The following is a 25,541-nucleotide window of genomic DNA, read 5'->3' as shown; positions in this document are numbered from 1 at the left end:
TAGGCGTGTCTATCAATGCATTTTCTTCTATTATCCTCTTACCGTTAAATAACAATACATTTACTATATCTGCAAATACATCATTATATCTTTCAAGCATCTTCTGCGTTATATCCTTACTTTTCATACCCTTCTCCTTTATTATACCAAAGAAATTCAACCGACTCCATCTTAAAAATACCTATACGCAACTGTACAGCCAAGCAATCTGTTATACTTGACTGTACAGCTACGTGCCCAAAGTCTATGCACCGACTATATCATGGTTTTTAGAACTTTTTAGAAACTTAGATTAATTAGAGCGGAAAGTGCATTTCCCATAGATTACATCAGATACCAAACCAAAAACCATGAAAAACATTTGATGGCTCTATTATACCAACTACGCCTATTTTAACAATAGATTACATTAATACTTAAGATTTAAAAAGCACTTTTGGTGTATTGCATAAAAATATCAAGGAATATTGTGCAGTATCACGAATATTCCTTGTGCAATATGCTATAAAACACACCCTATCTTTTGGCAGTATATTAAGCATATTGTAATAATCAATTTGTTACGTTAATTTGATATCACTTTAATATATTAAATAAATATATTATAAGTACATATGACCGGATAAATTAAATTTATTCCCTAACTCCTTCAATAATCATCTTAGCCATAAAATCAAGCATATCATTGCTCATTCCCGGATAAAGCCCTACCCAGAAAGTGTCATTCATAATTCTGTCGGTATTGGTAAGTTCACCTACTACTCTATATCCTTCACCACAGGCTCTCAGTTGGTCAAAGCATGGGTGCTTTATAATATTTCCGGCAAATAACATTCTGGTTTGAATACCGTTTGACTCTAAATTACCTACAAGCTTATCCCTGTCTACTCCCTCTCTGCAAGTGATAAGGAATCCAAACCAACTTGGTTCGGCATTCTTTGCCGGAACAGGAAGTATAATTTTATCCTCTATAGGCTTTAGTGCATTATAAAGTCTCTTATAGTTTTCTCTTCTCTTTGTAACAAACTCGGGAAACTTCTTTAGCTGTGCAACACCCACTGCCGCTTGAAGATCTGTAGGCTTTAAGTTATATCCGAAATGTGAATATACATACTTGTGATCATATCCCAAAGGAAGCTCGCCATACTGCCTGTCAAATCTATGTCCACATGCATTGTCCTGTCCTGAATGACATATACAATCCCTTCCCCAATCTCTCATAGACTTTATTATCTTATTCAAAAGAGCATTAGATGTATATACTGCACCTCCCTCTCCCATTGTCATATGATGTGGCGGATAAAAACTTGATGTTCCTATATCTCCTACAGTTCCGGTAAACTTCTTTACTCCGTCTATATCATATGTGCTTCCAAGTGCATCACAGTTATCCTCTATAAGCCACAGATTATGATCCTTACAAAACTTTGATACTGTCTCAAGGTCAAAAGGATTTCCAAGTGTATGTGCTACCATAACAGCCTTAGTCTTTGATGAAAGTGCATCCTCAAGCTTAGTTACATCTATATTATACTGTGGTATTGTTACATCTACAAATACCGGCACTGCTCCATACTGAATAATAGGAGTAACTGTAGTAGGAAAACCGCAAGCTACTGTAATAACCTCATCACCTCTTTTTACCTGTCTGTCGCCTAAAAGCGGTGATGTCAAAGTCATGAAAGCAAGCAGATTCGCACTTGAACCCGAGTTTACAAGTGATACATACTTTACTCCAAATTGCTTTGCAAAGTCACTTTCAAACTTATAGAAATATCTTCCGGCAGTCAGCCAAAACTCAAGTGAAGCATCTACCAGATTTACCATCTCTTCTGAATCATAGACTCTTGAAGCATAGGTTATTCTATCACCCTCCTTAAACTCCTTCTTTTTATTATGAAAGGCATCATGATACTCCTTTACTAATTTAAGTATCTCATTACGAGCCTCTTCCTGTGTTTTATTATTTAACATTTAGACTTCCTCTCCAACTATTATTATTTTAAAAACGAAAGAATTTGATTCTTTGTAAAATCTTTCATATCACAACCTTTATAGTATGCTTTATACCAATCAACACTTAGAGAAACCGCTTTCTCTATATTTAAAACAGGTTTCCAATTATATACTTTTTTCAATTTATCACAGTTCAATTTCAAGAAACCTGCTTCATGCGGTCCGCCATCAGACTGAACCTTAAAATCAAAGCCGTCCCCCCAATATTTCTTAAAATGAGCAACAAGTTCATCAGTATGTATGCAGTCTACATCATCAGGTCCTACATTAAAATATCCCTCATACTTACCACTGTCTTCACACTGTTTCTTTAAAATCTCAAGATATACAAAAAGCGGCTCAAGTACATGTTCATATGGACGAATAGACTTAGGATTTCTAAGCACAACTTCAGTTTTATTTCCGGCCGCACGAAAACAATCCGGAATAATTCTATCCAAGGCAAAATCTCCACCACCGATAACATTTCCTGCTCTTGCAGTTGATACAGGGATATTTGATAAAAAGCTTTTCTTATAGCTATGTGTAACAAGCTCTGAACAAGACTTTGAATTAGAATATGGATCATATCCGTCTAAAAAGTCAGTCTCAACATATCCCTTGTCTATTTCCTTATTCTCATAAACCTTATCTGTTGTAACATTCAAAAAACTTTTTACAGATTTTGATAGCCTTATACACTCCAGTATATTTACCGTTCCCATTACATTGGTTTCATATGTATACACCGGCTGTTCATATGATGTACGCACAAGCGGTTGTGCTGCCATATGAAGTACAAGTTCAGGATTTACTCTATCAAACACTTCTTTTAAATGTTTTAAATCTCTAATATCTCCAATAACAGAATCAACCTCACTTGAAAGTTCCAATATATCAAATAAATTCTCCTCTGTAGGTGGATTCAGTGCATAACCTGTCACTTCGGCACCCAACATTACAAGAATTTTTGTAATCCAGGCTCCTTTAAATCCTGTATGCCCGGTGATCAAGATTTTCTTTCCATTATAGAAATCTGCTAATTCATTCCATCTGTCCATTTACCACCTCATCCAAGGAGCCTTTCCACTTGCCCAAAGGCTCTCAAGCTTCTCCTTCTCTCTTTGAGTATCCATACATTGCCAAAAACCGTCATGTTCAAATCCCATAAGCTCGCCGTCCTTTGCAAGTTTCAACATAGGACTCTGCTCAAATATTGTAGCATCTCCCTCTGTGATATAATCAAATATATTCGGATTTAGTACCATAAAACCGCCGTTGATAATAGCTGAATCATCTTCACTTTTCTCTCTGAATGATGTAATAAGACCTGATTCATCCTTTTGAAGTACGCCCTTTTGTTGTGCCAGACTTACCGTAGTTATAGTCGCAGTTTTACCATGAGTCTGATGAAACTTAAGCAACGCGTCTATATCCACATCCGATACTCCGTCACCATAAGTAAGCATAAACGGCTCATCCTTTAAATGTTCCTTTGCTCTAAGTATTCTTCCGCCTGTCATAGTATTTAACCCTGTATCAAGTACTGTTACCTTCCAGTCCTCCGCATTTCTTTGATGTACTTCCATCTTATTATTCTTCATATCAAAAGTCACATCGGAATTGTATACAAAATAGTTGGCAAAATACTCTTTTATCTTATTCTGCTTATATCCTGCCAATATGACAAACTCATTGATACCGAATGTCGAATAATACTTCATAATATGCCATAAAATAGGCTGACCGCCTAATTCAATCATCGGCTTCGGCTTCAAATGGCTTTCTTCAGAAATCCTTGTTCCAAGTCCACCTGCTAATATCACTGTTTTCATTTAAATCTCCATAATATACTATATCGGCTTAATATATCTATATCTTTAATTTTATAAGCCTATCCTACTCTACTTCCATAGCGGTTACTCTCATCCGCAAAACAAATCTGTACTAATACTAAGTCATATCTTATTCTATGTCAACAATAGGCGGTTAAACTAAATTAACTCAAAATGGACAGCCCTCCGGTTTCAATGCCGTATGGTTGTCCATTTGAATTGATATAGTATAAAAGTGAGTTGAAAATCAACTCACTTAAACACAGTGCAATAAAATAATCTGTGTAAGACACTACTGCATCCATCTGTTAAAAAAATCTTTCTTCAAGCATAAGACATAAAGCATGATATACAGGTAGATGTAACTCCTGAATCTTAAATGTCTCCTTTTCCGGTACTATAATTATCTCATCACAAAATTCCTTCATTCTGCCGCCGTCTCTTCCGGAAAGTCCGACAGTCTTCATACCCTTTGCTCTGGCAGTCACCAAAGCATATAAAATATTCTCAGAATTACCTGAAGTGGATATACCAAGAAATACATCTCCCACATTGCCAAAGCCGTTCACCTGCTGTGCAAATGCAAGCAAAGGGCTACAGTCATTAAGATATGCTGTTGAAAGCCCGACATGACCTGTTACTGATATTGCAGGCAAGGCACCTTGCAGGTTATCAGCAAGAACCTCACCAAGTTTCTTATCTACAGACTTTAACTTATCCTGTAGTGCAGTATCCAACTTTCTCGGCTTTATAAACGCCTTCATAAGCTCACCTACAATATGTTCTGAATCAGCGGCACTTCCACCGTTACCCGCTACCAAAAGCTTACCACCATCAGAATAAGTCTGCTCAAGCACCTTATATACTCCAATGATATTCTCCCTTTGTCCTGCCAGACTTGGATATCTTCTAATTAACTCATTTAATATATTTAAAATACTCTCTTTCATATTTAATACCCTTTAATGAACCTATAGAACCTCCTTCATTGTCTTTAGATCAAAATATTCCGGTCTATAGTACATAATCCTGGTACCTTCATTCTCAAACTCAAACGGAACATATATTAAATCTTCTAATACCTTCCTAACATTTTGTTGATATTCCGGCTCTACATAGAACAATAAAAAACCTCCTCCACCGGCACCAAGCAACTTTCCTCCTAAAGCACCTGCTTCTATTGCCTTATTGTATAGAATATCAATATCATTGTTGCTTATATCAGACGTAATACTTCTCTTTAACTTCCATGTATAGTCAAGTAATCTGCCAAACTCATTTAGATCAGAACCTGAAACTAGTAATCTCTGCACATCATCAACCAATGCTTTCATTTCCAGCAGTTCAGCTGTCTTATCCCTCGTTGCCTTTATTTGACTTTGAGCAATATCACTTGAAAATCTCGAAAACCCTGTAAAAAACAACATCAACCTGTTATTTAATTCTTTCTGCCTGTCAGTAGAGAATACAACCGGTGAGACAGTATATCCGTCCGCTCTGAAGTCAATACGATTGAATCCACCAAATGATGCCGCAATTTGATCCTGTATTCCACCGGCTTCATTACATAGGACTCTTTCAATATATATTGCATCATCTGCGAGCTTCCGCTTATCAGCATACTTACCCTTTAAAGCATAACATGCATTTAAAAGTCCCACTGCAAAAGAAGAGCTTGTCCCAAGTCCTGATCTTGCAGGTAAATCCGCTTCATATACTACCCGGAGTTCATGCATATCCAGATATTTCATAATATTTCTTACAGCAGGATGTTTTATCTCATCAACTGATTTAGTTCTTTCCATCACTCCATAGACTATTTCATTTGAATAGTCAAAAAATCTTGGAAGATGACGTATCGTTGTATAACAGTATTTATCAAATGTAGTAGATATAACTGCCCCCTCATGTTCCTTAAAAAATCCTTCATAATCTGTCCCTCCACCAAAAAAGGACATTCTAAACGGTGTTTGTGCAATAATCATAATCTTATATGCATATATTATATGCAATCCCTCTAAATACTAAATTCATATGTCTTAATATATTTTACAATGGACTCTTTGACATTTGTCAATTTAAAAAGATTATCTTTCCTTTATAAAAATAGATATATTATCTTTATACCATTGCTCAATATCATAATTAGCCTTAAACACATCCCTTATATCATGCCATGTATATCCTCTTTTTTGAAATTTCTCAACCCAATAACTAATTGGTTGCTCATTTACATGACCATCTCCACCTTGTCCAACATGAGCGGCAGAAAACAAAATTATATCTGAATGCCTACATAATGTATCTACAAAAATATCAGCATACTTTTCTTCTAAATGCTCTGCAACCTCTAATGACATCGCAATATCAAACTTTCTATATAAGTCTAATTCTTTTGACAAATCTCTTGGTAAAAAATACTCTTTATCAATCATCAGCATATCTGTATCTACATAGTCACCATCTACTCCGATTATTTGAATATCTCTATTAATCTGTCTGGCAGCAGCCAACCATGTACCTGTTCCACATCCAAAATCTACTATACTTTCAGGTTTATATATAGGTATTACATATTTCAAAACTTCAATTGCAGATAAGTATGATCCATACTGATTATCCTCATAAAAATTTGATCCATATATTGAAGTGGATCCATATTCACTCTTATCTTTTTGTAAATTTACCAAGTCTGTTAACATCCTGTTTAATATCCAAATTTTGCCCAGAATTTCCTTCTTAAGATAAAGTTCTGATTTCCATACCCTGCCATCAACAGTTTGACTTAAGTTCTCTTCCGCCTTATAGATTCTGCTGTCAAATGTCTGACTTAGATTCTCTTCCGCCTTGTAGATTCTACCGTCAAAAGCCTGACCCAAGTTTGTCTCCGTCTTATAGATTCTGCTGTCAAATGTCTGACTTAGATTCTCTTCCGCCTTATAGATTCTACCGTCAAAAGCCTGACCCAAGTTTGTCTCCGTCTTATAGATTCTGCTGTCAAATGTCTGACTTAGATTCTCTTCCGCCTTATAGATTCTACCGTCAAAAGCCTGACCCAGGTTTGTCTCCGTCTTATAAATTCTGCTGTCAAAAGCCTGACTTAAATTCTCTTCCGCCTTATAAATTCTGCTGTCAAATGTCTGACTTAGGTTCTCTTCCGCCTTATAAATTCTGCTGTCAAATGTCTGACTTAGGTTCTCTTCCGCCTTATAGATTCTGCTGTCAAAAGCTTGACCCAGGTTTGTCTCTGTCTTATAAATTCTGCCGTCAAATGTCTGACTTAAGTTCTCTTCCGCCCTATAGATTCTGCTGTCAAATGTCTGACTTAGATTCTCTTCCGCCTTATAGATTCTGCTGTCAAATGTCTGACCTAAACTTGTCTCAGCTTTATAAATTCTACTGTCAAATGTTTGACCCAAATTTGTCTCAGCCTTATAAATCCTGCTGTCAATCATCTCTTTTAAAGATGCATTTTGTGACTCTACCATGGCCTTTATGCTCTCAACCTGTCCCTCAAGTTTCTCAATAGATCGTTCTAATTGATCATATAATTCATTGCCGTTTTTCTCCAGCATCAAATAGGTTTGCTGCTTTAGCCTTGTTTCAGAATCTTTAACATGATTTAAAATATCATACTTGCTGTCTGTAACATTATTTAGAATTTCATCTTTACTATCTTTAAGATGTCCATCCAAGTCCCAAAGTTGCTGTCTCATCTTATATGAAATTCCATGTCTGAATGGAGTATAAAAGAATTTTAAAACCCCTTTAAGGCACTGCTTCAATGAAAAAGATTTATCTGTGCAATTTTCTTCATCACACCTTATCTCACTAAACGGATACTTTTTAAACAAGTCATCAACATTAAGAACTTCATCCAAATCATGTCCATAGGAATATTTTCCTAAAATCCATCTCCACCTTCTATTTATAGCTATTAAAAGACTGGAATCTTTATAATTTTTATATATCAAATTATTTTTTACCATTTCTCTCAAAATGGCTTCTTCCTCTTCTAATGCCACTTTTCTTTCTTTCTCTTCTACTTCTTCAAATCTATTCTCCCATCCTGTAAGGTACTCAAGGTGATTCTTAGAAACATTGACATTTAAATATTTTGAAAGATTATTTGCTGCAATCACTGCCGACTCAGCTGAAAGCGCATTGAATTTATTCTTGGTGATATTCTCAGCACCAACCCTATACTCACCTAAAACTTTCTTTATATTATGAAATTTGAATTTATGTACCGCTCTTGTCCAAAGTTCATAGTCTTCTGCCTTTTTTGTATTATCATAAAAAAGATTATTCTTTAGAAAATACTCTCTTCTGATCATAATGGTTGAATGGCATATTTCGCATCCATAAATAAGTGCAGCTTTTATATCATCATGTTCTTCAGCTACTTCATGTACAAAATCCGTGTCAACTCCAAAATGATGCTGCCTGCTACCACATAATCCATATTCTTTATTATTTTCCAAAAAATCCGCCTGCAATTCAAAGCGATCTTCTGTCGCCAAATCATCTGCATCAATTCTGGCAATATACTTTCCTCTTGCAATCCTTATTCCTTCATTTAGTGATTCTGCCAATCCTAATTTGGTTTTATTTTGAACCACTTTTATACGGTCATCTTCAAAAAAACTGATTACTTCAGTTGTTTCATCACTACTGCCGGCTTCATTCATGATCAATAATTCAAAATCAGGACAAGTCTGTTCAAACACCGACCACAAAGTTTCTCCAATATAGTTTTCACTGTTAAATGTAGGCATAAGTACAGTTATCAGCGGTTCTTTAGAAGCAAATGTCTTTTGTCTATAAAACTCCTTATGCATAAACATTGAATTTTCATATATAGTTCCCAACTTATTTCTTTCATATTCATTACTACAAGCCATTGACCAAACTTCATATGCTTTTTTCATCTTTTTATGACATAACTTGAAGAAATCCAAACCCTTTTCTTTGGATTTTTTCATCATCCGGAAGAAAAATTTCTTGAGCAAAAGATCTAAATCCACTAATGCCTGCAAAATATCCTTATCAGACTTTCCGACATATGAATCAGATAAAGATAACTCTTCAATCTCACTCTTTGTAATCGGCAATTTGTTATTTTTTATTTCATCAATCAAAATATCTTTATTATACATAATTCACTCCTAATGTATTTTTAGTAATATCCTTCTTAAATCTCGAACAATCTTTAAAACGTAAGCGGAATACCCGACTCCCAGTCTCAAGAACAATTTCTGCATAGCATCCTTACGCTTTAATTCTTGATACAATGACTTTTTTTTACATATATATTCCACTGCATTTGCTCTTTCAGTTTCATCAACATCATATATCATAACAAATGACAAAATATATTGTAAGCTTAATTTACCAGCCAGAAGATCTTTATAGAGAAACTTATCATTTTCTACTCTCTTCACACTGATACTTAACATATCCATCAAATCAACTATATGCTTTAATGTAACCTTATTTGCAAGTGATCCCTCTCTGCCAATCCTATAGTAATAATATGGCTTTCCAAAAAAAGCAAACTGCTTCGCTGTTAAAATAACTCTGGTTGCAAACTCAATGTCCTCACTGTGAACCCCCTCTAAGAAAAAAAGATTGTTTTCTAAAAGGAATTTTCTACCTAAAACATATTGCCACACATTCCAATAGTTTCTTCTCTTCTTTAAGAAAGCTTCCAAGTATGAATTGTCACAAATCAACTCCTCGCCCTCAATTGTATCTACCTTTGAAATGTTTTTTGAATTTCCAACAATATAGTAATCAGAGATGATTGCATCTATAGAAGTTTTACCTTCTAAACTCTGCATAAGATTAGAAAAAGCATCTACGTCTATATAATCGTCACTGTCAAAAAAGGCTACATATTCTCCAACTGCATATTTTAATCCTACATTTCTTGCATTGGATAACCCGTCACCGTTTTGAACGATAACCCTCACTTTACTACTGTACTCTTTTTGTATCTCATTTGCAATCAGTTCACTTTTATCACTTGACGGCTTTAGCACAAGTATTATTTCATAAGAAAAGCCATGACAGTCAAGCATTGATTTAATGCAAGTATACAGATATTCTTCCACCTGATAGACCGGCACAATAATACTTAATAGCATGGTTTTTCTCCTTCCTAGAATAATTCTTTTATTTTTTTGCAAATTTTTTTGATTTTAGCTTTTACACCCTTATTTTCTTTCCAAAAGTAATAAAAACGATTTATATATGGGTTAGGGTATTTTGTTCTAAATATAGAATCAATTCCTCCTTCAACATCTGTCATCCTATTGAACGGCTCCCCACCTCGTGCCCATGCCCATTTGGCACGGATAGACCTAAGCAATGCATCATCATCAAAGAATTTTACTTCCTGATTTTTCTCATAAATCTTTCTAAGTACATTTTTTAATGATCTATAGGCTTCTTTTTTCTTATTTATATCTTTTATTTCAAAATAATCATTCTTCCAATTATTAAAGAGTATACACTCATCATCCAAAAGTTCAAGCCCTATAGTTCTTTTTAAGGTCTTTGCCACTATTCTACCACTTTCAAGATGAAGCATTGACTTCTTCTCTAAAGTAATATTATCTTCACCTACACGGTACTCTCCAAGCACTTCAGGAATATTTGCAATATCTCCAAAATCTATCACTCTACTCCACAGTTCAAAATCTTCCGCTAAATAAGTATTATCATAGTATAAATTATTCTCTACAAAAACACTTTTCCTTAACATCAAAGTAGAGTGACATAGGTCACAGAAAAAAACAGCATTGCTCTTACATTGTGCCGGTTCAGTCGCCGGTTTATGTATCCAGTCAATATCTACACCGAAATGATGCTGATATGAACCTGTTACTGCCACGTTCGGATGGCTATCAAGAAAATCAACTTCCTTTTGGAAACGGTCTCTTCTTGAGATGTCATCTGCATCCATTCTTGCTATATACTCACCGGTTGCCTTTCTTATACCAAGATTCAGTGATTTGGCAAGACCCAGCCGTTTATCATTACAGATAACTTTGATTCTTTTATCCAGTTGTTCATATTCTTTTACAATCTTAGTACATTCTTCATTTGAACCATACTCATTCAATATGAGCATATCCCAATCTGTAAAGCTCTGCGCTATAATACTGTCTATGCTTTCTCTGATGTACTTTTCACTATTGTATACAGGCAAGAGCACTGTGACTTTAGGCATGTTCACCTCTCATATATGCTTCATATTCATCACACATCTGTTGTGTCTCACCATAACCTCTCATATGACCTTTTTCAAGCCAAAGAACCTTAGTACACATTTCTCTAATTTGTTCTATAGCATGAGATACCAAAATAGTAGTAACACCACTGTCAAAGAGTTCTTTCATCCTTTGTTCAGATTTTGCTTTAAATGAGATATCTCCTACTGATAGAACCTCATCCAGTATAAGTATATCCGGCTTTACAAATGAAGCAAGTGAAAACGCAATCTTTGACTTCATACCTGAACTGAGTTTCCTAAATGCTACATCTTCAAAGTCTCTTATCTCTGCAAAATCAATTATCTCATCATATTTGTCTTCAATAAACTTTTTAGTATATCCAAGCAATGCCCCACGCAGATACACATTTTCTTTGACTGTCATCTCATCATCAAAACCGGCTGTAAGTTCCAAAAGTGGAGCCACTACACCATTTACTTTTACAGTTCCTGCTGAAGCCGGCATAATATTTGATAAAACCTTCAATATAGTAGACTTACCTGAGCCGTTAGAACCGATAATTCCCAACAACTCACCCTTTTTTACATGAAAGGTAATATCATCCAGTGCTTTAAACTCTTTTGTAATCACCTCTCCATGTAATTTTCTAATAAAGAACTCTTTCAAAGACAGTTCCTTTATATCTCCCAGAATATATGTTACAGAGACATGATCCACTTCTATCATATTCATAAGTTCACCTTCCTAAATATAATATAAGAACATATAGTTATATTTTTTATACATCCACATACCTATACGCAAAATAAATAAGGCATAAAATATACAGTATAGGTGATATGAAAATGCCGGAATTGTATTATGCAGTACAATTTCACGCAAATAATCTATGTAAACGAAGACCGGATTCAAATAAATAAGTTTGGCCACAATACTACCCTCAAATATTTTTACATCATAGAATATTGCTGTAAAATACATCAATGCAAGTGTAAATATGTCATAGAGATACTGTATATCCTTAAAGAATACAAATAATGCCGACAATATCAAACCTGTACCTACTATAAGCACAAACAAACATATAATTGGAAATATCACAAAGATAAACTTCCATGTAATAGTGATACGATATGCTATTACAAAGATAAAAAATATCACCAATGTAAGCAGGAAGTTGATTGATGCCGCCATTATCTTTGAAATCAGGAAAAGATACTTGGGCGCATTGACCTTTGTGATAATACCTGAATTTGATGTAATAGATTGCATACCGTTGTCTGTAGCTTCTCTAAAGTAGTTAAACATAAGCTGTCCGGCAAACATATAGATAGTATAGTGTTCCATAGTATCTCCAAAGACTCTGTCAAATACAAAACTCATTACAAGAAGCTGAAAGAGTGGCGCAATCATACTCCAAAGGATACCTAGGACGGATCTTTTATATCTTTTATTGAAATCTCGCTTTACCAGTTCACTGAACATAAACTGATATTGTTTTATTTTATTTATAAATATATTCATCCTCTACCACCTATGATATCTTAACAAGCTTTTTTAAATATGGAATATTTGCAAGCGGTGCTATCATAATAATTGTACCCACAAAAATTATAGCTACAAATAGCAAGCATTCTGCAACAGAATTTCCTATATCCAAGTGTAAGTCTCCTATATAGATATTTTCTCCGATAACCCACATCAAAAGTGAATGGCTAAAATAAATACCTAATGATAATTCTGAAAGCTTAATTATGATTTTCTTTATAAAACCGTCACTGCTTTTTGCTTTAATTTTACAAGCAAAAAGCATAACACCTATTCCATAAAGTACATTTGAGATTTGTACTTCATAAAAGAAGGTATGAACTGATGACCCAAGTTTCTCCGATATTCCATATGATAATGCATATGTAGTCAAAAATCCTATAATAACAGCTCCGACCGCATATAATAAGCTCAACTTCTCTCTATTTTCATAAACCACCCTGCCAAGGAACATAATTGATATATATCCCAAATTCAGATAAATAAATGTCGGGCTTTCAAGAATTACACCATCTATTGAAAAATAAGTTATTATTCCATCTATAACACCGGGTGCAACTAATCCGAAGAGAATAAAATATATTCTCATCTTTTCAGTCAATGATTCATAAAAGCTGTTTAAAACAGGAGAGAACAGATAAATCCACACAAGTAAATATCCATACCATAAATGTCCGGACGGACCTATCTTAAATGGAAGTTTTAGTATATCATAAATAACATCTCCATCATTCCAAACAATTTTTTTTGCAATTACATAAGAAATGCTCCAAATTGCAAGTGCAACTCCTGCATAAACCGCCTTTTTAATTGCCTTTTGTTGATCTGTCTTACGACCAAGCAATAATGCTCCGGAAATCATTAAAAATGCCGGCACTGCAAACCTTGGAATAACATTTAATATAAGCCCACCTTTCCAAGCCAATGTGCCTACTTCATGATTATTATAAAGATTTGCTGATGAATGAATAAGAATAATCATAGATGCCGATAATATCTTTAAAACATCCAATCCTATTATACGATCTTTTATTACTCTTTTCTTTTCAGGGAAAAATTTAACACAAATAAGTGAAATCAGTGCCAAGACCGACCATGCAATAATTGCAAGCGGAAGTAATGTTTTTCTTGTTATAAAAGTATTGGATGATATTTTAATATCAAATGTCATCCATTCATCAGACTCACTGTCAATATACCCGTTAAATTCCTGATCACCTTGGGTGGAAATAATTCTGGCTTTACCTTGCCATTTATTCTTTTTCAGGACAAGTGTTACATCATCTCCGTTTTTAAAGTTTGCATAGACAGTGTCTTTCATATTATCAGACTGATCATAATCTCTCCAAATCAATCCGCCATCTTTTTCAATCCATCCGCTTGAAAAAATGCCTACCGGACTTTCACTTTTACCGTTAATGATGACTTTCTTTATGAAAATCTCTGTACCCTCAGCTTTTTTATCTTTTGTCCCGGTTGCAATAATCTTAACATTCGTATCAAGTTGTGTTTGTACAAAAAAAGCACCACCAAATACTGCAACAAAAAGCAGCAGTACCGGGCAAAGCTTCTTTATTGTCTTAGAAACAGATTGTGGAATTGCCAATATGACAATTCCCACAATCAATAATACTGTAACAAAAAGATTATCCATCTTCTATCCCTATACTCTTAAATGTTCTTTTCCGGCTAATGTCTTATAAAAAATACTCATAATAAGGTGATCATAAATCATATGTATATCTTCTGTCACCTGCATGCTCATGACATCTGCACATAGTGAAATATCCGACATCTGCTTTAGCTTACCGCCGTCATAACCTGTAATTCCTATTATCTTATTTCCACAAGATTTGGCATACTCCACTGCATTCAGCACATTCTTGGAGTTACCGCTTCCTGATATTGCCATCACGATATCACCTTCCTTGATAACTCCCTCAAGCTGGAAACGGAATACTTCCTCAAATCCGATATCGTTTGAAATGGCCATCATTGTAGCTACATTATCATTAAGACAGAGTAACTTAAACTTCGGCTCGCCCTTCTTATAAAGATACTCACTGACTCCCTTATTGAAGTCATTTTGATAATGTGATGCAGTAGCGGAGCTTCCGCCATTTCCAAATACAAAGATAGTGCCTCCGGCCTTTCTTGTATCATCCATCAAGTTCATAGCTTTGTTGATATCTTCTACATTTAATTTTTTTAATGTCTCTATTTCCAGTGAAATATAATCCTTAATACTATTTGTATAATCCATTTTTACCTCTAATTCTTTAGTTTATTTTTAATACATTTTCTACAGTAAGCGCTACAGATTCATCCGACTCATGTTTTGCTTTCCATCCCGCTTTATGAATCCTTGAAAGATCATACTGGAATTTTGGCACATCACCCTTCCAGCCGCCTTTTCCGCCTGTATATTCATAAGGTATTCCGGTAAGCCCCATTTTGTCAACTACAATATCTGCAATAGTTTTAACACTGCTCTGTGTACTTACACCTAAATTGTAAAGTGTAATTCCTGTATCTTTCACATCTTTAAACTGCATTATAGCTTCTACAAGGTCAAGCACATAAATATAAGGTTTACACTGTGTACCGTCGCCAAGGATTCTAAGATGACTTGGATCAGCTTTCAACCTCTTTACAAAATCAAAGATAACACCATGAGTCAATCTGGGTCCTATAACATTTGGAAATCTGAATATAAGTGCTTTAATATCATTCATATAACTGTAAGCTGATATAAGTGCTTCTGAACCGAGCTTTGCAGCACCATAGTATGATATCGGGCGAAGATTCGGCTCATCCTCCGACACATTCTTTCCTTCCTTCTCACCATATACAGCAGATGTTGAAGCAAAGAAGAATTTTTTTACATTATACTTTCTCATTGCCTGAAGCAGTTCAAATGTTGTAGAATATGTATTCTCATACTCTATAGCCGGGTCATTTGCACTTGCTTGAATATCTGAGTTTGCTGCAAGGTGAAATACGTATTCAAATTTTTCTTTTTCAAACACTTCATCCAGTTTTTCTCTGTCACAAAGATTTTGCTCATAAAATGTAAAACGGGGATTACCGATCAGATGTTCAATATTCTTCTTTGTGCCTATAAAGAAGTTATCAATACATACTACATCATTGCCCTCTGCAAGCAGACTGTCAATCAAATGGCTTCCAATAAAACCTGCACCACCTGCAACCAATACTTTCATATTCTCTCCTTTAATCCCAATATTTATCTCCAATGTATATCACACCGGTACCGTCTCTCTCAAATGAGAAATCAAGTTCTCTTAATCCGATAGCTTTCTTAAGCTTGTCTTGTTTTTCTTCTTCACAGTAGAACAGAAGAAATCCGCCTCCACCTGCTCCAAGAAGCTTTCCACCCAAAGCACCATTTTTCATAGCTATCTCATAGGCTTCATCTATTGCCGGATTGGCAATACCGGAGGCAAGTTCCTTCTTTAATTGCCATCCCTCATCAAGTATCTTTCCAAAGGAAGAAATATCATTATTCTCCAGTGCCGCTTTCATGTCTCTTGCAAGTCCGCACATCTTCAACAAATTCTTTGCCTTATCTTCTGAAGTTATGTTCTTCGTCTGCTCAGCTAATATAGTATTTGCAGAACGTGTCGTTCCTGTATAAAACATAAGCAAATTGTTCTGTAATCTTTTGTATGTCTTTCCATCCATCAAAATAGGCTCATGTGAAACTGAACCGTCCTGATTAAACTTAATAAAATTAAGTCCGCCAAGTGCTGCACCATACTGATCTTGCTTTCCTATAGGATTTCCAAGTTTTTCTATCTCCACTTCACAAGCAAGTTTAGCAAGTTTATCCTTTGACACAAACTTACCTTTATAACAGTTTAAGGTGTTTAAAAGACCTACTGTAAATGTACTTGAAGAGCCCAGACCTGTTCCTCCGGGTATATCAGCTGTTGATGAAATCTCTACTCCATGAATATCCATATCTGTTAAAACTCGTCTAAAAATCTTATGATTGATTTGATCAGGATTATCCACCAGTTCATTTTCAGAATACTTTAACAGTGTCTGGTTTTCATTAAAATATGGGTGAATTGAAATATAACAGTATTTATTGATAGATGTACTGAGTACACATCCACCATATTTCTCATAGAAATTTGCCATATCGCTTCCACCCCCACAAAAGCTAACACGAAACGGGGTCTTTGTAATAATCATATTCCTCTCCTTATATCGATCTCTTTGATTAAATGTATATAACCGTCTGCCATTATAACATAGTTTCATTTTATATAAAAGGATTTTTACACAAAATCCCCTATATACAACCGTCTATAACTTATTTTTTGTCTTTCCTAAGAATTTTGTACAAACCTGCCCTTACATTCCTTGGTGACAGTGTAACCATGGCGGTAACTGTCACCCCTAATATAAACTCAAATACATTAGTATAATTTAACTTTCTTTGTAATATTCTAAGTCTGATGTATGTTTTAAAATATTCTAATCCGCCTCTCCTATTTTCAAAGTTTCCAAGTCTTGCATGCACCAATACTTTATCAATATTTGCAATTTTATATCCGCTTGCAAGCATTCTGCACCAAAGATAATAGTCCTCAAGTCCTGTTAAAGGTTTATACCCTCCTACATCTGTCACATCTTTTTTTCTAAAAAGTACTGTCATATGGTTTAGCGGATTTCTGTATTTTCCATATTTATATAAATTTTTATAATCCAACGGCATTGTCTTTGTTCTGATTATTTCACCTTCTACACTGAATTCATCTATATATCCCCCTAATACCGATATATCTTTATGCTCCTTCATATATTTTACCTGATTTTCAAATCTGGTATCTGTAGCTATATCATCCCCGTCCATTCTGGCAACATAATCATACCTGCATTTTTCCAATCCCTTTTGTAATGCAATACCAAGCCCCTTATTTTTATCCAGCTGTACACATATAAAGTCTATATTATACTCTATGAATTTATCTTGTTCTCTATCTATTACTTTTTCCAATTCCTGTGTAAGCATCCCATCCTTTACCAATACTACCTCATCAGGTTTTAATGTTTGATTGCAGATACTGTCAAGTGCTTTCTCCAAAAAATCAGGCTTTTCTTTATTATATACCGATATCAAAACTGAAAATTTTACTGTATCATTATACTCCTTCACTATTTTTTCTCCCCCTTATCATCACAATTGAACATATAGCTATAATCAGACCTGCTAAAGTAATAAAAATATTCGCTTTTAAAAGTGTTCTTACACAGTAACAGTCAAGCATTGCTCCACCAAAAAAAGAACCAAGTACTGTGCCTGCCGACATCATTCCCGACATAAAAGCCTGTCCTGTAGTTTGATCTTGTTCATTAACCACCATTCCTGTAAAGTATACGGATGCGGCTGCAATTATCGCAAAACTGAATATCTGTGAAAATTGTGTAATATATATCATTCCTATATCTGCTGATACAAAATAGAGTATAGCCCTTATAAAATAGCCGATTCCTGCCAAAACCATAAGATTTCCCACCTTAATTTTTCCCATTATAAATGAAAAGGTAAATAGAACAGGTATTTCAACAACAGCTTGAATAAACATTGCTCTGCCAAGGTTGGAACTGTTACCTCCAAGTGACTGTATAATCTGTAAAAGATATGTTCCGATGATATTATGTGAGAAAAACATAAAAAGTACAGCAAGAAGCATAATCGAAAAATATGGATAATTTCTTATAAAACTTAAAACATTCATATGTTTAACTTCTTTCTTTTCCGGCTTTATTTTATCGGCCACCGGCATTGTACTTATAATGCCTAAAAATAAAACTATTATAATCAGACCTGATAAAGGAATTATCTTTGTACCTGATTTTCGTGCCATACTTCCAATTATCAATGCCACAAGTGCATACATTGTGGAACCTGTTCCTCTGGCAATACCGAAATTTATCTTTACCCCTTCTTTTTCATAGGCAAATACGGCACTGTTTATCAACGGCAGATATATAAATGTAATTACATACATTGTTCCAAACAGTATTACAATAAGACCTTTACTCTTTACAATAAGCAATAATATACATGTGATGATATATGGTACTCCAAGTATGATTATAAGTTTTTTCCAAGTCAATTTATCTACCCTGTCACATATATTGCCTACTATAGGTTGCAGTATAAATGCAACAAGACAGAATGCCGCTGTTATAATACCTATAAGACTGTTTCCAAAGCCGTTTCCCTGCAAATAAAATGAGATAAACCCTCCGGTTACACAAAACAGCATCCAAAATAATCCCTGTAATGCTGTATATTGAATATTTATTCTTCTGTATCCCATATTATAATCCTGCTCTGCCGTTCTCCTTACTTATCCACTCTATCACTCCCTCTAAGTCCGGTTCTACGGCATCCACTTTTTTTCTTATTTCATCTGTCGGCTCTATAGTATCCGGTACCATTATTACTCTTGCACCTGCCGACAGGCCTGCATTTATTCCATTGATAGAATCTTCAAGAACAAGGCTTTCAGTTATATCCGCACCTAACTTGTCTGCCGCCTTTAAAAAGATATCCGGTGCAGGCTTACCGTTTTCTATTTCATCTCCACATGTAAAGTCGTCAAAGTATTTGTATACATCAGCCATCTTCAGATAGCTAAGTGCCACTTTTCTCTTTGTTGAACTTGCAAGACAGGTCTTTATATTGTTTTCTTTTAAGAAAATGAGAAGTTTTTCAAGCCCTTTTTTCTTGGTTATGCCATGCTTACTTATAAAATTTGTTATATATTCTTCTCTTGCCTCTCTGCCTTTATTGATATCAAAGTCCTCTCCTGCATCTTTTTTCAATATCTCATATACCAGATCTTTATTGGCACCTTTTATCTGTAATATTGCCTCATCGCTTATCTTACACCCCTGCAATATTGCCGCATTCTGCCATGCTCTCCCATACAATCTCTCAGTATCAAACATAAGTCCGTCCATATCAAACAGTACCGCTCTTATCATAAATCCACCACCTTTCTATTTTTAATAACATAGCATTTTTTTATTATAAAAGCTATATAAAAAAGAGGAAGGCGGTATTCCTTCCTCTCAAACGTTATTATTACTACAACCGGCTGTCAATCATACTAAGCAGCATATTATAATATCTACGTCCTATATGTCTACCCGATTTCTTTAGTTGTTCTATACATTCTTTGACATCTTCAGATGTCAGCAAATTTTCCTCGTACGCGACCATAATTATACCTATGGTTCCCATTACATTATGTCCCAAATCTTTTGATACATTCCTCCCCTTAGCTTCATCCATCAATAATACATCTGCTTTTAACTCATCTGCTAAAACTATAGCTTCACTCTCACCTATATCAAGGCCTGTGGCTCTCCTAAGAATATCTACCGCTTCTAAGCTACCTACCTCTTTAACTTCAATATGACTATTATTTCTGATTATATCAGCTTCTTTAATAAAACGTTTATCTACCACCAACTCGTTGAATACTGCTTGTGGGATAAATATCTTACCAAATAATTTCTCCAATAAATATACCTTATCTATTTTTAATAGCGAAATCAAAGGCGTTGTGTCGGAAACCACAATCATGACTGCGACCTCATACCTTTTAACTTCTTAAATGTATCTATATCATCTTCCAAATCATCTTGTATCAAATCATAATACGAATACCCAAGTTTATCATAAATTGTAATCAAGTCAGACTTGCTTACTCCTAAAATTTCTGCCGCTCTTCCATGTGATATTGTTTGATTATATATATATGGATATAAAAGCAAAGCATTTCTCCTAAGTTCAGACTCGGGATCCCCTGCGATGAGATACCTTGACATACCTATAGGTACATTGATAGTGATTGTCTCTGTAGCTGCCATATTACTCCTCCATATGTTCTTTATTTAATACAATTATATATTTTATAGATATGCTATGCAACATCTTTACAAAAACTTCTCCCACTCTCTCACTCTATTTTTCATCCCCTCAATATCAAGTACTCCACAGGCAAATCCCTTCTTTACAAGTTCATCCGGTACGAACTCGTCATACTTTTCAAACACAGGTACTTCCTTTTCATATACAAGTGAGAGCGGATCTATGTCTTCACAGGCTTTCTTACATACGATTTTATAAAATTCCTTTTCACTAACACTCATACTAAACTGTATAAAATACGGTCTGACAGGGCTTAATCCCTTAAGTCCGAGTTCCTTTACACAGTGTATTTTCAAAAATCTCTCTAAAGCCAAGAAGGCATAACTGCCAAGCCAAGGAAAAAGCGCCCACATATTTCCTCCAAGATGTATAAGCACTCTGTCTTTTAACTTTGCCATATCAAAGCAAGCTCTTGCCTGATCAAGTCTTACTTTTGCATTGTTCATCAGATACCTATATGTAGCGTTTGTACAAAGAATTTCCTTCATCTTCTCAAGCACATGAGTATGTATATCTCCCGGCACATCACCGAAATATGCAGGAATATTTCCCTTTATCAAGCTGACATAGATTGCCCTTTTCTTGTGGTCCACCTCTTCCACCACCCAAACTCTGCCTGCAATAGCTACCTTACCGCCGATTGCAGGCGGTTTTACAATAGTTCCCAGTTCCTGTGATTCACTGCGAACCGAGTATTCCACATTTTCCATAAATACCGCATAGAATTTATAACTGTTTACTACTCTCTCACCGGTTATTCCCACTATAAGACCTCCGCCTTCGGTCCTGTTTATATGGTCCGTCTCAATCAAATGTAATAAAAGTTTCCTAAAGTCATCCTGACTTATTCTCTCAAAAGCCGAGAGTGTAAGTACCTTTGATGCAAGTTCTCCCGCACTCATCTCTCCGTTTGATGCCAGTGTTGACATGGTCTGATGATAGAGCAGGCTGAAAGGCAACCGCTCAAGTCTTGGAGGTTCTACAAATCTTTCTTCTATATATAATTGCACCAATGCAATACCCTGTATCAGATACCATGGTATCATCTCAGGCATAATGGCCCTTGGTTCCGGGTGGTCTTCTCTCATTACAAACCACATCTGTGCCGGTTCACCTCTTCTTCCCGTCCTGCCAAGTCTTTGAAGAAATCCCGATACGGTAAAAGGAGCATCTATCTGAAATGCTCTTTCAAGTCTGCCTATATCTATACCAAGTTCAAGTGTTGCAGTTGCACATATTGAAACAAGCGACTCGTCATCTCTCATTTCATCTTCCGCACTCTCACGATAAGATGCCGACAGATTGCCGTGGTGAATAAGGAATCTGTCAGGTTCACGGTTGAACTCACAGTATTGCAAAAGATTCTGACACACCGCCTCACATTCCTCGCGTGAGTTTGTAAATATCAGACATTTTCTCCCTTTTGTATGCTCAAAGATATAAGCAAGCCCCGGATTTGCTCCTGTAGGAGCTTTATCACCTATAGGTTCACTTATAGAGTCTTCCTTATCTTCTCCCGCCTGCGGAGCAGTATTGAAAAAATGCTCCATAGACAGTCTCCACTTTTCCTTGCCTCTGTCAAACTCCGGAATCAGCGTCTTTCTTTTACTTCCACAAGCCAAAAAGTCTCCTGCCGCCTTAGGATTTCCGATAGTTGCCGAAAGCCCTACTCTTCTCGGGTCACAGCCTGCCGCCCTACATAATCTCTCTATCAGACAAAAGGTCTGTAAGCCTCTGTCTCCTCGTAGCAGCGAGTGAATCTCATCAATCACTATAAACCTGAGGTCATGAAACAAAGATACAATTTCCATATGCTTATTTATCATCAAAGATTCAAGCGACTCAGGGGTAATCTGTAATATTCCCGACGGCTTTCTTAAAAGTTTTCTCTTTCCGGTTTGTGTAGTATCTCCATGCCATCTTGTCACATTGATGTCGGCTTCCTCACATATATGGCTCAATCTCTCAAACTGGTCATTGATAAGTGCCTTAAGCGGTGCGATATATAGTACACCCACGCTATTTGAAGGATTTTCTTCAAGTAATGTAAGTATAGGAAAAAATGCCGCCTCAGTTTTACCTGAAGCGGTCGAAGCCGTAAGCAGCAAATTTTCGTCCGTATTAAATATCACATCACCTGCCGCATTTTGCACTCCTCTTAATATCTGCCAACCTGATTCATAGATATAATTCCTGATAAAAGGGGCATATCTGTCAAACACATTCATAGTGTAAACTCCACAAAATTCTCATCTACATTATCCGACACGTTATCAGGCTTTGCAAAATCAAAACCTTCCGAATTTAAAAGCTCATTTATACTTAGATTAGGATTTTGGTAAAGTAAATCAAGTAATTCTATAAAGTCTCTTATAACCTCTCTAGGAGTGATACTTTCACTTGCTCCAATCCTTGAATACTCAAGCTTTATAAAGTCACCCAAGTCTCTGTCATCCAAATTCTTTGTATAATCATAAAGCCCTGCATGGATATCCGCCAGTTTTCCGCAAAGTACAAGCATCTCCTCAGGTGTGAGCGGGTCCAATCTGATAACAGGTGAGAGCAAATCCCTCATACCCGGTCTTGAAAACTTACCCTCTGCAAGCCTTGAGCGAAGGGCTTCATAGCTGTATATTCCTCTCCTCCTATCTTCAAGCGTCTGCGGTGTGGCTCCCATTATGATACCCAAGTATTTCGCTTTTCCCTGTAAAGTATCATTGTACATAGTAAGCATCTTTTCATAGTTATACTGTCTGGTAATCGCATTAGGTATCTTATAGATATTGACAAGCTCATCCACCATAATCATAAGCCCTAAGTAACCTGCCAGTCTGAAAAACATGGCAAACAACTTGATATACTCATACCAGTCATCGTCAGTGATTATTATATTGACTCCAAGTGCCTCTTTTGCATCTGTCTTTCTTGTATATTCACCTCGAAACCAACGCACTATCTTCATCTTCATATCGTCATCACCTTCTATATAGGCATGGTAATACTTTGATAAAATATTTCCGAACTCAAATCCGTGTACCAGTTCTGAAAGGCTTGATAAGGTAAAATAAATCTTTTTGTCCACCTCCAAAGACAGCTCACCGCTTCCCGGCAGGAATTTACTCTCCTCCATACATTCCGCTTGAATTTTGTTAATCCATTTATCAAGGAGTAGGGTAACGGCTCCTCCCTCGGGCTTCGTCTTTGTAGACAGATTGCTGATAAGTTCTCTGTAGGTTGCAAGTCCCTGACCCTTGGTACCCTGCAACCTGCGCTCAGGCGAGAGGTCTGCATCCGCTACTATAAAGCCTCTATCCATCACGTAGTTTCTTATGGTCTGCAATAAAAAGCTCTTTCCGCTTCCATACTTGCCTATAATAAACCTGAACGAAGCACCTCCCTCCGATACGATATCCACATCGTGAAGTAGTGCCTCAATCTCATTCTTTCTTCCTACTGTAATATATGGCAGTCCCGTTCTCGGTACCACTCCGCCCTTTAGCGAATTGATAAGTGTCTGTGCAATTCGCTTCGGTACCCTTTTCTCGTCATTCATAATCTCTCCATTATATCTAAAACATCTTCCTTATAATCTTCAATCAGATAAATATCCTCTCCGTCACATTCCAGTATATTGTCACCGATATCGTCAAAGAACCTTGCATTGAGTGTATCCGTGACAATGGAAGCAAAGAGGTTATTCTCTTTTATATATTGTTTATAGTCTTCTCCTGCCAGTAGACATTCTAAAATCCTTATATTTATATCTTCACATCTGTCTATACTTTCATCAAGTCCGGCCGGGATATCCGTTTTAATACTCTCTTTTTCTTGTATCTTCACATTATCCGTCATGTCCGATATATCAAAGATTGTATCTTCCGATTCTTCCACAATAAGGCTCTCCCTTGTAATATCCGCATCACTTCTGATTTTGTTTAGAGCAAAAAAGTCAATATCTATCTGTTTCTTTTTATTTTTATTTAATTCAAACACGGCTTTATCAAACGCCTCTTTGACATAATCTCTTATCCACTTATCCTCTTCTCTTTCCTTCAGACAATACCCCAATTTATACTTCACTCTCATATATCTGTCAATCTCACGAAACACCGATATAAGCTTTTTCTTGTCAAAACATTCTTTACTGTATGATTTTTCCCTCCACACCTGCTTACTGTAATGATAAGACCTTACACTGTTCAAAACATAATCAGTTCCTTCACAGGTTTCTCCAAGATATGGAGTGTTACCAAGCGGATACCACCTTTTACTCTGCAATCTGCTAAAGCAATGTGTAAAAACAGTTTGTCCATCAATACTGCCTGCTTTTAATATAGCTTTCCAAACATAGGCAAATATATATATCATATTTTCTTTTTGTTTTTTCACACTCAGAGAGCCTACCACCCTGCTTCCCAATAAAAATACCAATGCATCAAATATCTCATTATCTGAGTGATTTTCGGGCCTTTTAAATATTTCTATCGCTTCATCCCATTTGAAAACATCTTCCCCTATGTATCCTTTGATCTCATCTGCTCTAAAGCCATTTATAACGGCATATTCAAAATACCATCTGTTTAAGTTTCTCTTTATCTGAGTAGCGTTTTCTATGTCGTCAAAGTTTAAGACATTTTCTTCCAACTCTTTTAACTTATTTATAGTGTCATACTTTGATACGGTGCCTATTTTGCAAAGCAGCTCATATATGTAGAGATATATAAATGATGTATATGTACTCCTGTAGTTACCCTTTCTTATATCGGTTCTCCATGTAAAGTAGGACCTGAGCTGATTGGCATTAAGCTCATGATATGTGACAAAGTAACCACAATAATCCCTCACCTTCTCATAGTAATTATCCTCATAGCCTTCCATAAACTTTCCTTGCTTATAGAAATTCTTACTCTTTTGATACCACGGATAATCATTATAACTGTA

General features: G+C 35.8%; 22 protein-coding genes. All 22 read right to left on the bottom strand.

Annotation, left to right across the window (positions count from 1 at the left end; genetic code table 11):
- Positions 1 to 633: 633 nt before the first annotated feature.
- Positions 634 to 1,974 carry a lipopolysaccharide biosynthesis protein RfbH gene (gene rfbH, locus HMPREF0381_RS03825; protein ID WP_008750561.1) on the bottom strand — a complete coding sequence of 447 codons (1,341 nt, stop codon included), beginning with the start codon at positions 1,972 to 1,974 and terminating at the stop codon, positions 634 to 636.
- A 23-nt stretch (positions 1,975 to 1,997) separates the two neighbouring features.
- Complete coding sequence (gene rfbG, locus HMPREF0381_RS03820; RefSeq protein ID WP_008750560.1) at positions 1,998 to 3,056, bottom strand: CDP-glucose 4,6-dehydratase; 1,059 nt, start codon at positions 3,054 to 3,056, stop codon at positions 1,998 to 2,000.
- Entirely contained in the window at positions 3,057 to 3,830 is a 774-nt protein-coding gene (gene rfbF, locus HMPREF0381_RS03815) for a glucose-1-phosphate cytidylyltransferase (protein ID WP_008750559.1), read from the bottom strand.
- A 308-nt stretch (positions 3,831 to 4,138) separates the two neighbouring features.
- A complete protein-coding gene (locus HMPREF0381_RS03810) occupies positions 4,139 to 4,780 on the bottom strand; it encodes a D-sedoheptulose-7-phosphate isomerase (RefSeq protein WP_008750557.1) in 642 nt (213 codons plus the stop codon).
- A gap of 21 nt (positions 4,781 to 4,801) precedes the next feature.
- The gene (locus HMPREF0381_RS03805; RefSeq protein WP_040461661.1) at positions 4,802 to 5,815 is read right to left on the bottom strand and encodes a GHMP family kinase ATP-binding protein; all 1,014 of its coding nucleotides are present in this window, start codon (positions 5,813 to 5,815) and stop codon (positions 4,802 to 4,804) included.
- 102 nt (positions 5,816 to 5,917) lie between these two features.
- Entirely contained in the window at positions 5,918 to 8,989 is a 3,072-nt protein-coding gene (locus HMPREF0381_RS14305) for a glycosyltransferase (RefSeq protein WP_008750555.1), read from the bottom strand.
- A 9-nt stretch (positions 8,990 to 8,998) separates the two neighbouring features.
- Positions 8,999 to 9,979, bottom strand: coding sequence for a glycosyltransferase (locus tag HMPREF0381_RS03790; protein ID WP_040461118.1), 981 nt, complete (start codon positions 9,977 to 9,979; stop codon positions 8,999 to 9,001).
- Positions 9,980 to 9,993: 14 nt separating this feature from the next.
- Positions 9,994 to 11,067, bottom strand: coding sequence for a glycosyltransferase family 2 protein (locus tag HMPREF0381_RS03785; protein ID WP_008750553.1), 1,074 nt, complete (start codon positions 11,065 to 11,067; stop codon positions 9,994 to 9,996).
- Positions 11,060 to 11,803, bottom strand: a complete 744-nt coding sequence (locus HMPREF0381_RS03780) for an ABC transporter ATP-binding protein (protein ID WP_008750552.1) — start codon at positions 11,801 to 11,803, stop codon at positions 11,060 to 11,062. The genes HMPREF0381_RS03785 and HMPREF0381_RS03780 overlap by 8 nt, the downstream gene beginning before the upstream one ends.
- 12 nt (positions 11,804 to 11,815) lie before the next feature.
- Positions 11,816 to 12,595: an ABC transporter permease gene (locus HMPREF0381_RS03775; RefSeq protein ID WP_008750551.1), complete on the bottom strand. Its 780-nt coding sequence runs from the start codon at positions 12,593 to 12,595 to the stop codon at positions 11,816 to 11,818.
- 10 nt (positions 12,596 to 12,605) lie between these two features.
- A complete protein-coding gene (locus HMPREF0381_RS03770) occupies positions 12,606 to 14,273 on the bottom strand; it encodes an acyltransferase (RefSeq protein ID WP_008750550.1) in 1,668 nt (555 codons plus the stop codon).
- Positions 14,274 to 14,282: 9 nt separating this feature from the next.
- The gene (locus HMPREF0381_RS03765) at positions 14,283 to 14,882 is read right to left on the bottom strand and encodes a D-sedoheptulose-7-phosphate isomerase (RefSeq protein ID WP_008750549.1); all 600 of its coding nucleotides are present in this window, start codon (positions 14,880 to 14,882) and stop codon (positions 14,283 to 14,285) included.
- Positions 14,883 to 14,898: 16 nt separating this feature from the next.
- On the bottom strand, positions 14,899 to 15,843 hold the full coding sequence (locus tag HMPREF0381_RS03760; RefSeq protein ID WP_040461117.1) for an NAD-dependent epimerase/dehydratase family protein: 945 nt from the start codon (positions 15,841 to 15,843) through the stop codon (positions 14,899 to 14,901).
- A 10-nt stretch (positions 15,844 to 15,853) separates the two neighbouring features.
- Complete coding sequence (locus tag HMPREF0381_RS03755) at positions 15,854 to 16,840, bottom strand: GHMP family kinase ATP-binding protein (RefSeq protein ID WP_040461116.1); 987 nt, start codon at positions 16,838 to 16,840, stop codon at positions 15,854 to 15,856.
- 121 nt (positions 16,841 to 16,961) lie between these two features.
- Positions 16,962 to 17,807 carry a glycosyltransferase gene (locus tag HMPREF0381_RS03750; RefSeq protein ID WP_008750546.1) on the bottom strand — a complete coding sequence of 282 codons (846 nt, stop codon included), beginning with the start codon at positions 17,805 to 17,807 and terminating at the stop codon, positions 16,962 to 16,964.
- Entirely contained in the window at positions 17,794 to 18,978 is a 1,185-nt protein-coding gene (locus tag HMPREF0381_RS03745; protein ID WP_008750545.1) for an MFS transporter, read from the bottom strand. Before HMPREF0381_RS03745 ends, HMPREF0381_RS03750 begins: the two co-directional genes overlap by 14 nt.
- A gap of 1 nt (position 18,979) precedes the next feature.
- Positions 18,980 to 19,648 carry an HAD family hydrolase gene (locus HMPREF0381_RS03740; RefSeq protein ID WP_008750544.1) on the bottom strand — a complete coding sequence of 223 codons (669 nt, stop codon included), beginning with the start codon at positions 19,646 to 19,648 and terminating at the stop codon, positions 18,980 to 18,982.
- A 103-nt stretch (positions 19,649 to 19,751) separates the two neighbouring features.
- Complete coding sequence (locus HMPREF0381_RS03735; protein ID WP_008750543.1) at positions 19,752 to 20,252, bottom strand: DUF3368 domain-containing protein; 501 nt, start codon at positions 20,250 to 20,252, stop codon at positions 19,752 to 19,754.
- A complete protein-coding gene (locus HMPREF0381_RS03730) occupies positions 20,249 to 20,539 on the bottom strand; it encodes a hypothetical protein (RefSeq protein WP_008750542.1) in 291 nt (96 codons plus the stop codon). The genes HMPREF0381_RS03735 and HMPREF0381_RS03730 overlap by 4 nt, the downstream gene beginning before the upstream one ends.
- Before the next feature lie 66 nt (positions 20,540 to 20,605).
- A complete protein-coding gene (locus HMPREF0381_RS03725) occupies positions 20,606 to 22,828 on the bottom strand; it encodes a DEAD/DEAH box helicase (protein WP_008750541.1) in 2,223 nt (740 codons plus the stop codon).
- A complete protein-coding gene (locus tag HMPREF0381_RS03720) occupies positions 22,825 to 24,153 on the bottom strand; it encodes an ATP-binding protein (RefSeq protein WP_008750540.1) in 1,329 nt (442 codons plus the stop codon). Before HMPREF0381_RS03720 ends, HMPREF0381_RS03725 begins: the two co-directional genes overlap by 4 nt.
- Positions 24,150 to 25,541, bottom strand: a 1,392-nt coding sequence (locus tag HMPREF0381_RS03715; RefSeq protein WP_008750539.1) for a TerB N-terminal domain-containing protein, incomplete at its 5' end; no start/stop codon positions are given. The genes HMPREF0381_RS03715 and HMPREF0381_RS03720, both read right to left, overlap by 4 nt.

Origin of the sequence: Lachnoanaerobaculum saburreum DSM 3986, assembly GCF_000185385.1 — a bacterium.
GTDB classification, from domain to species: Bacteria; Bacillota; Clostridia; order Lachnospirales; family Lachnospiraceae; genus Lachnoanaerobaculum; species Lachnoanaerobaculum saburreum.
This window is presented reverse-complemented; position numbering and strand designations above follow the sequence as displayed.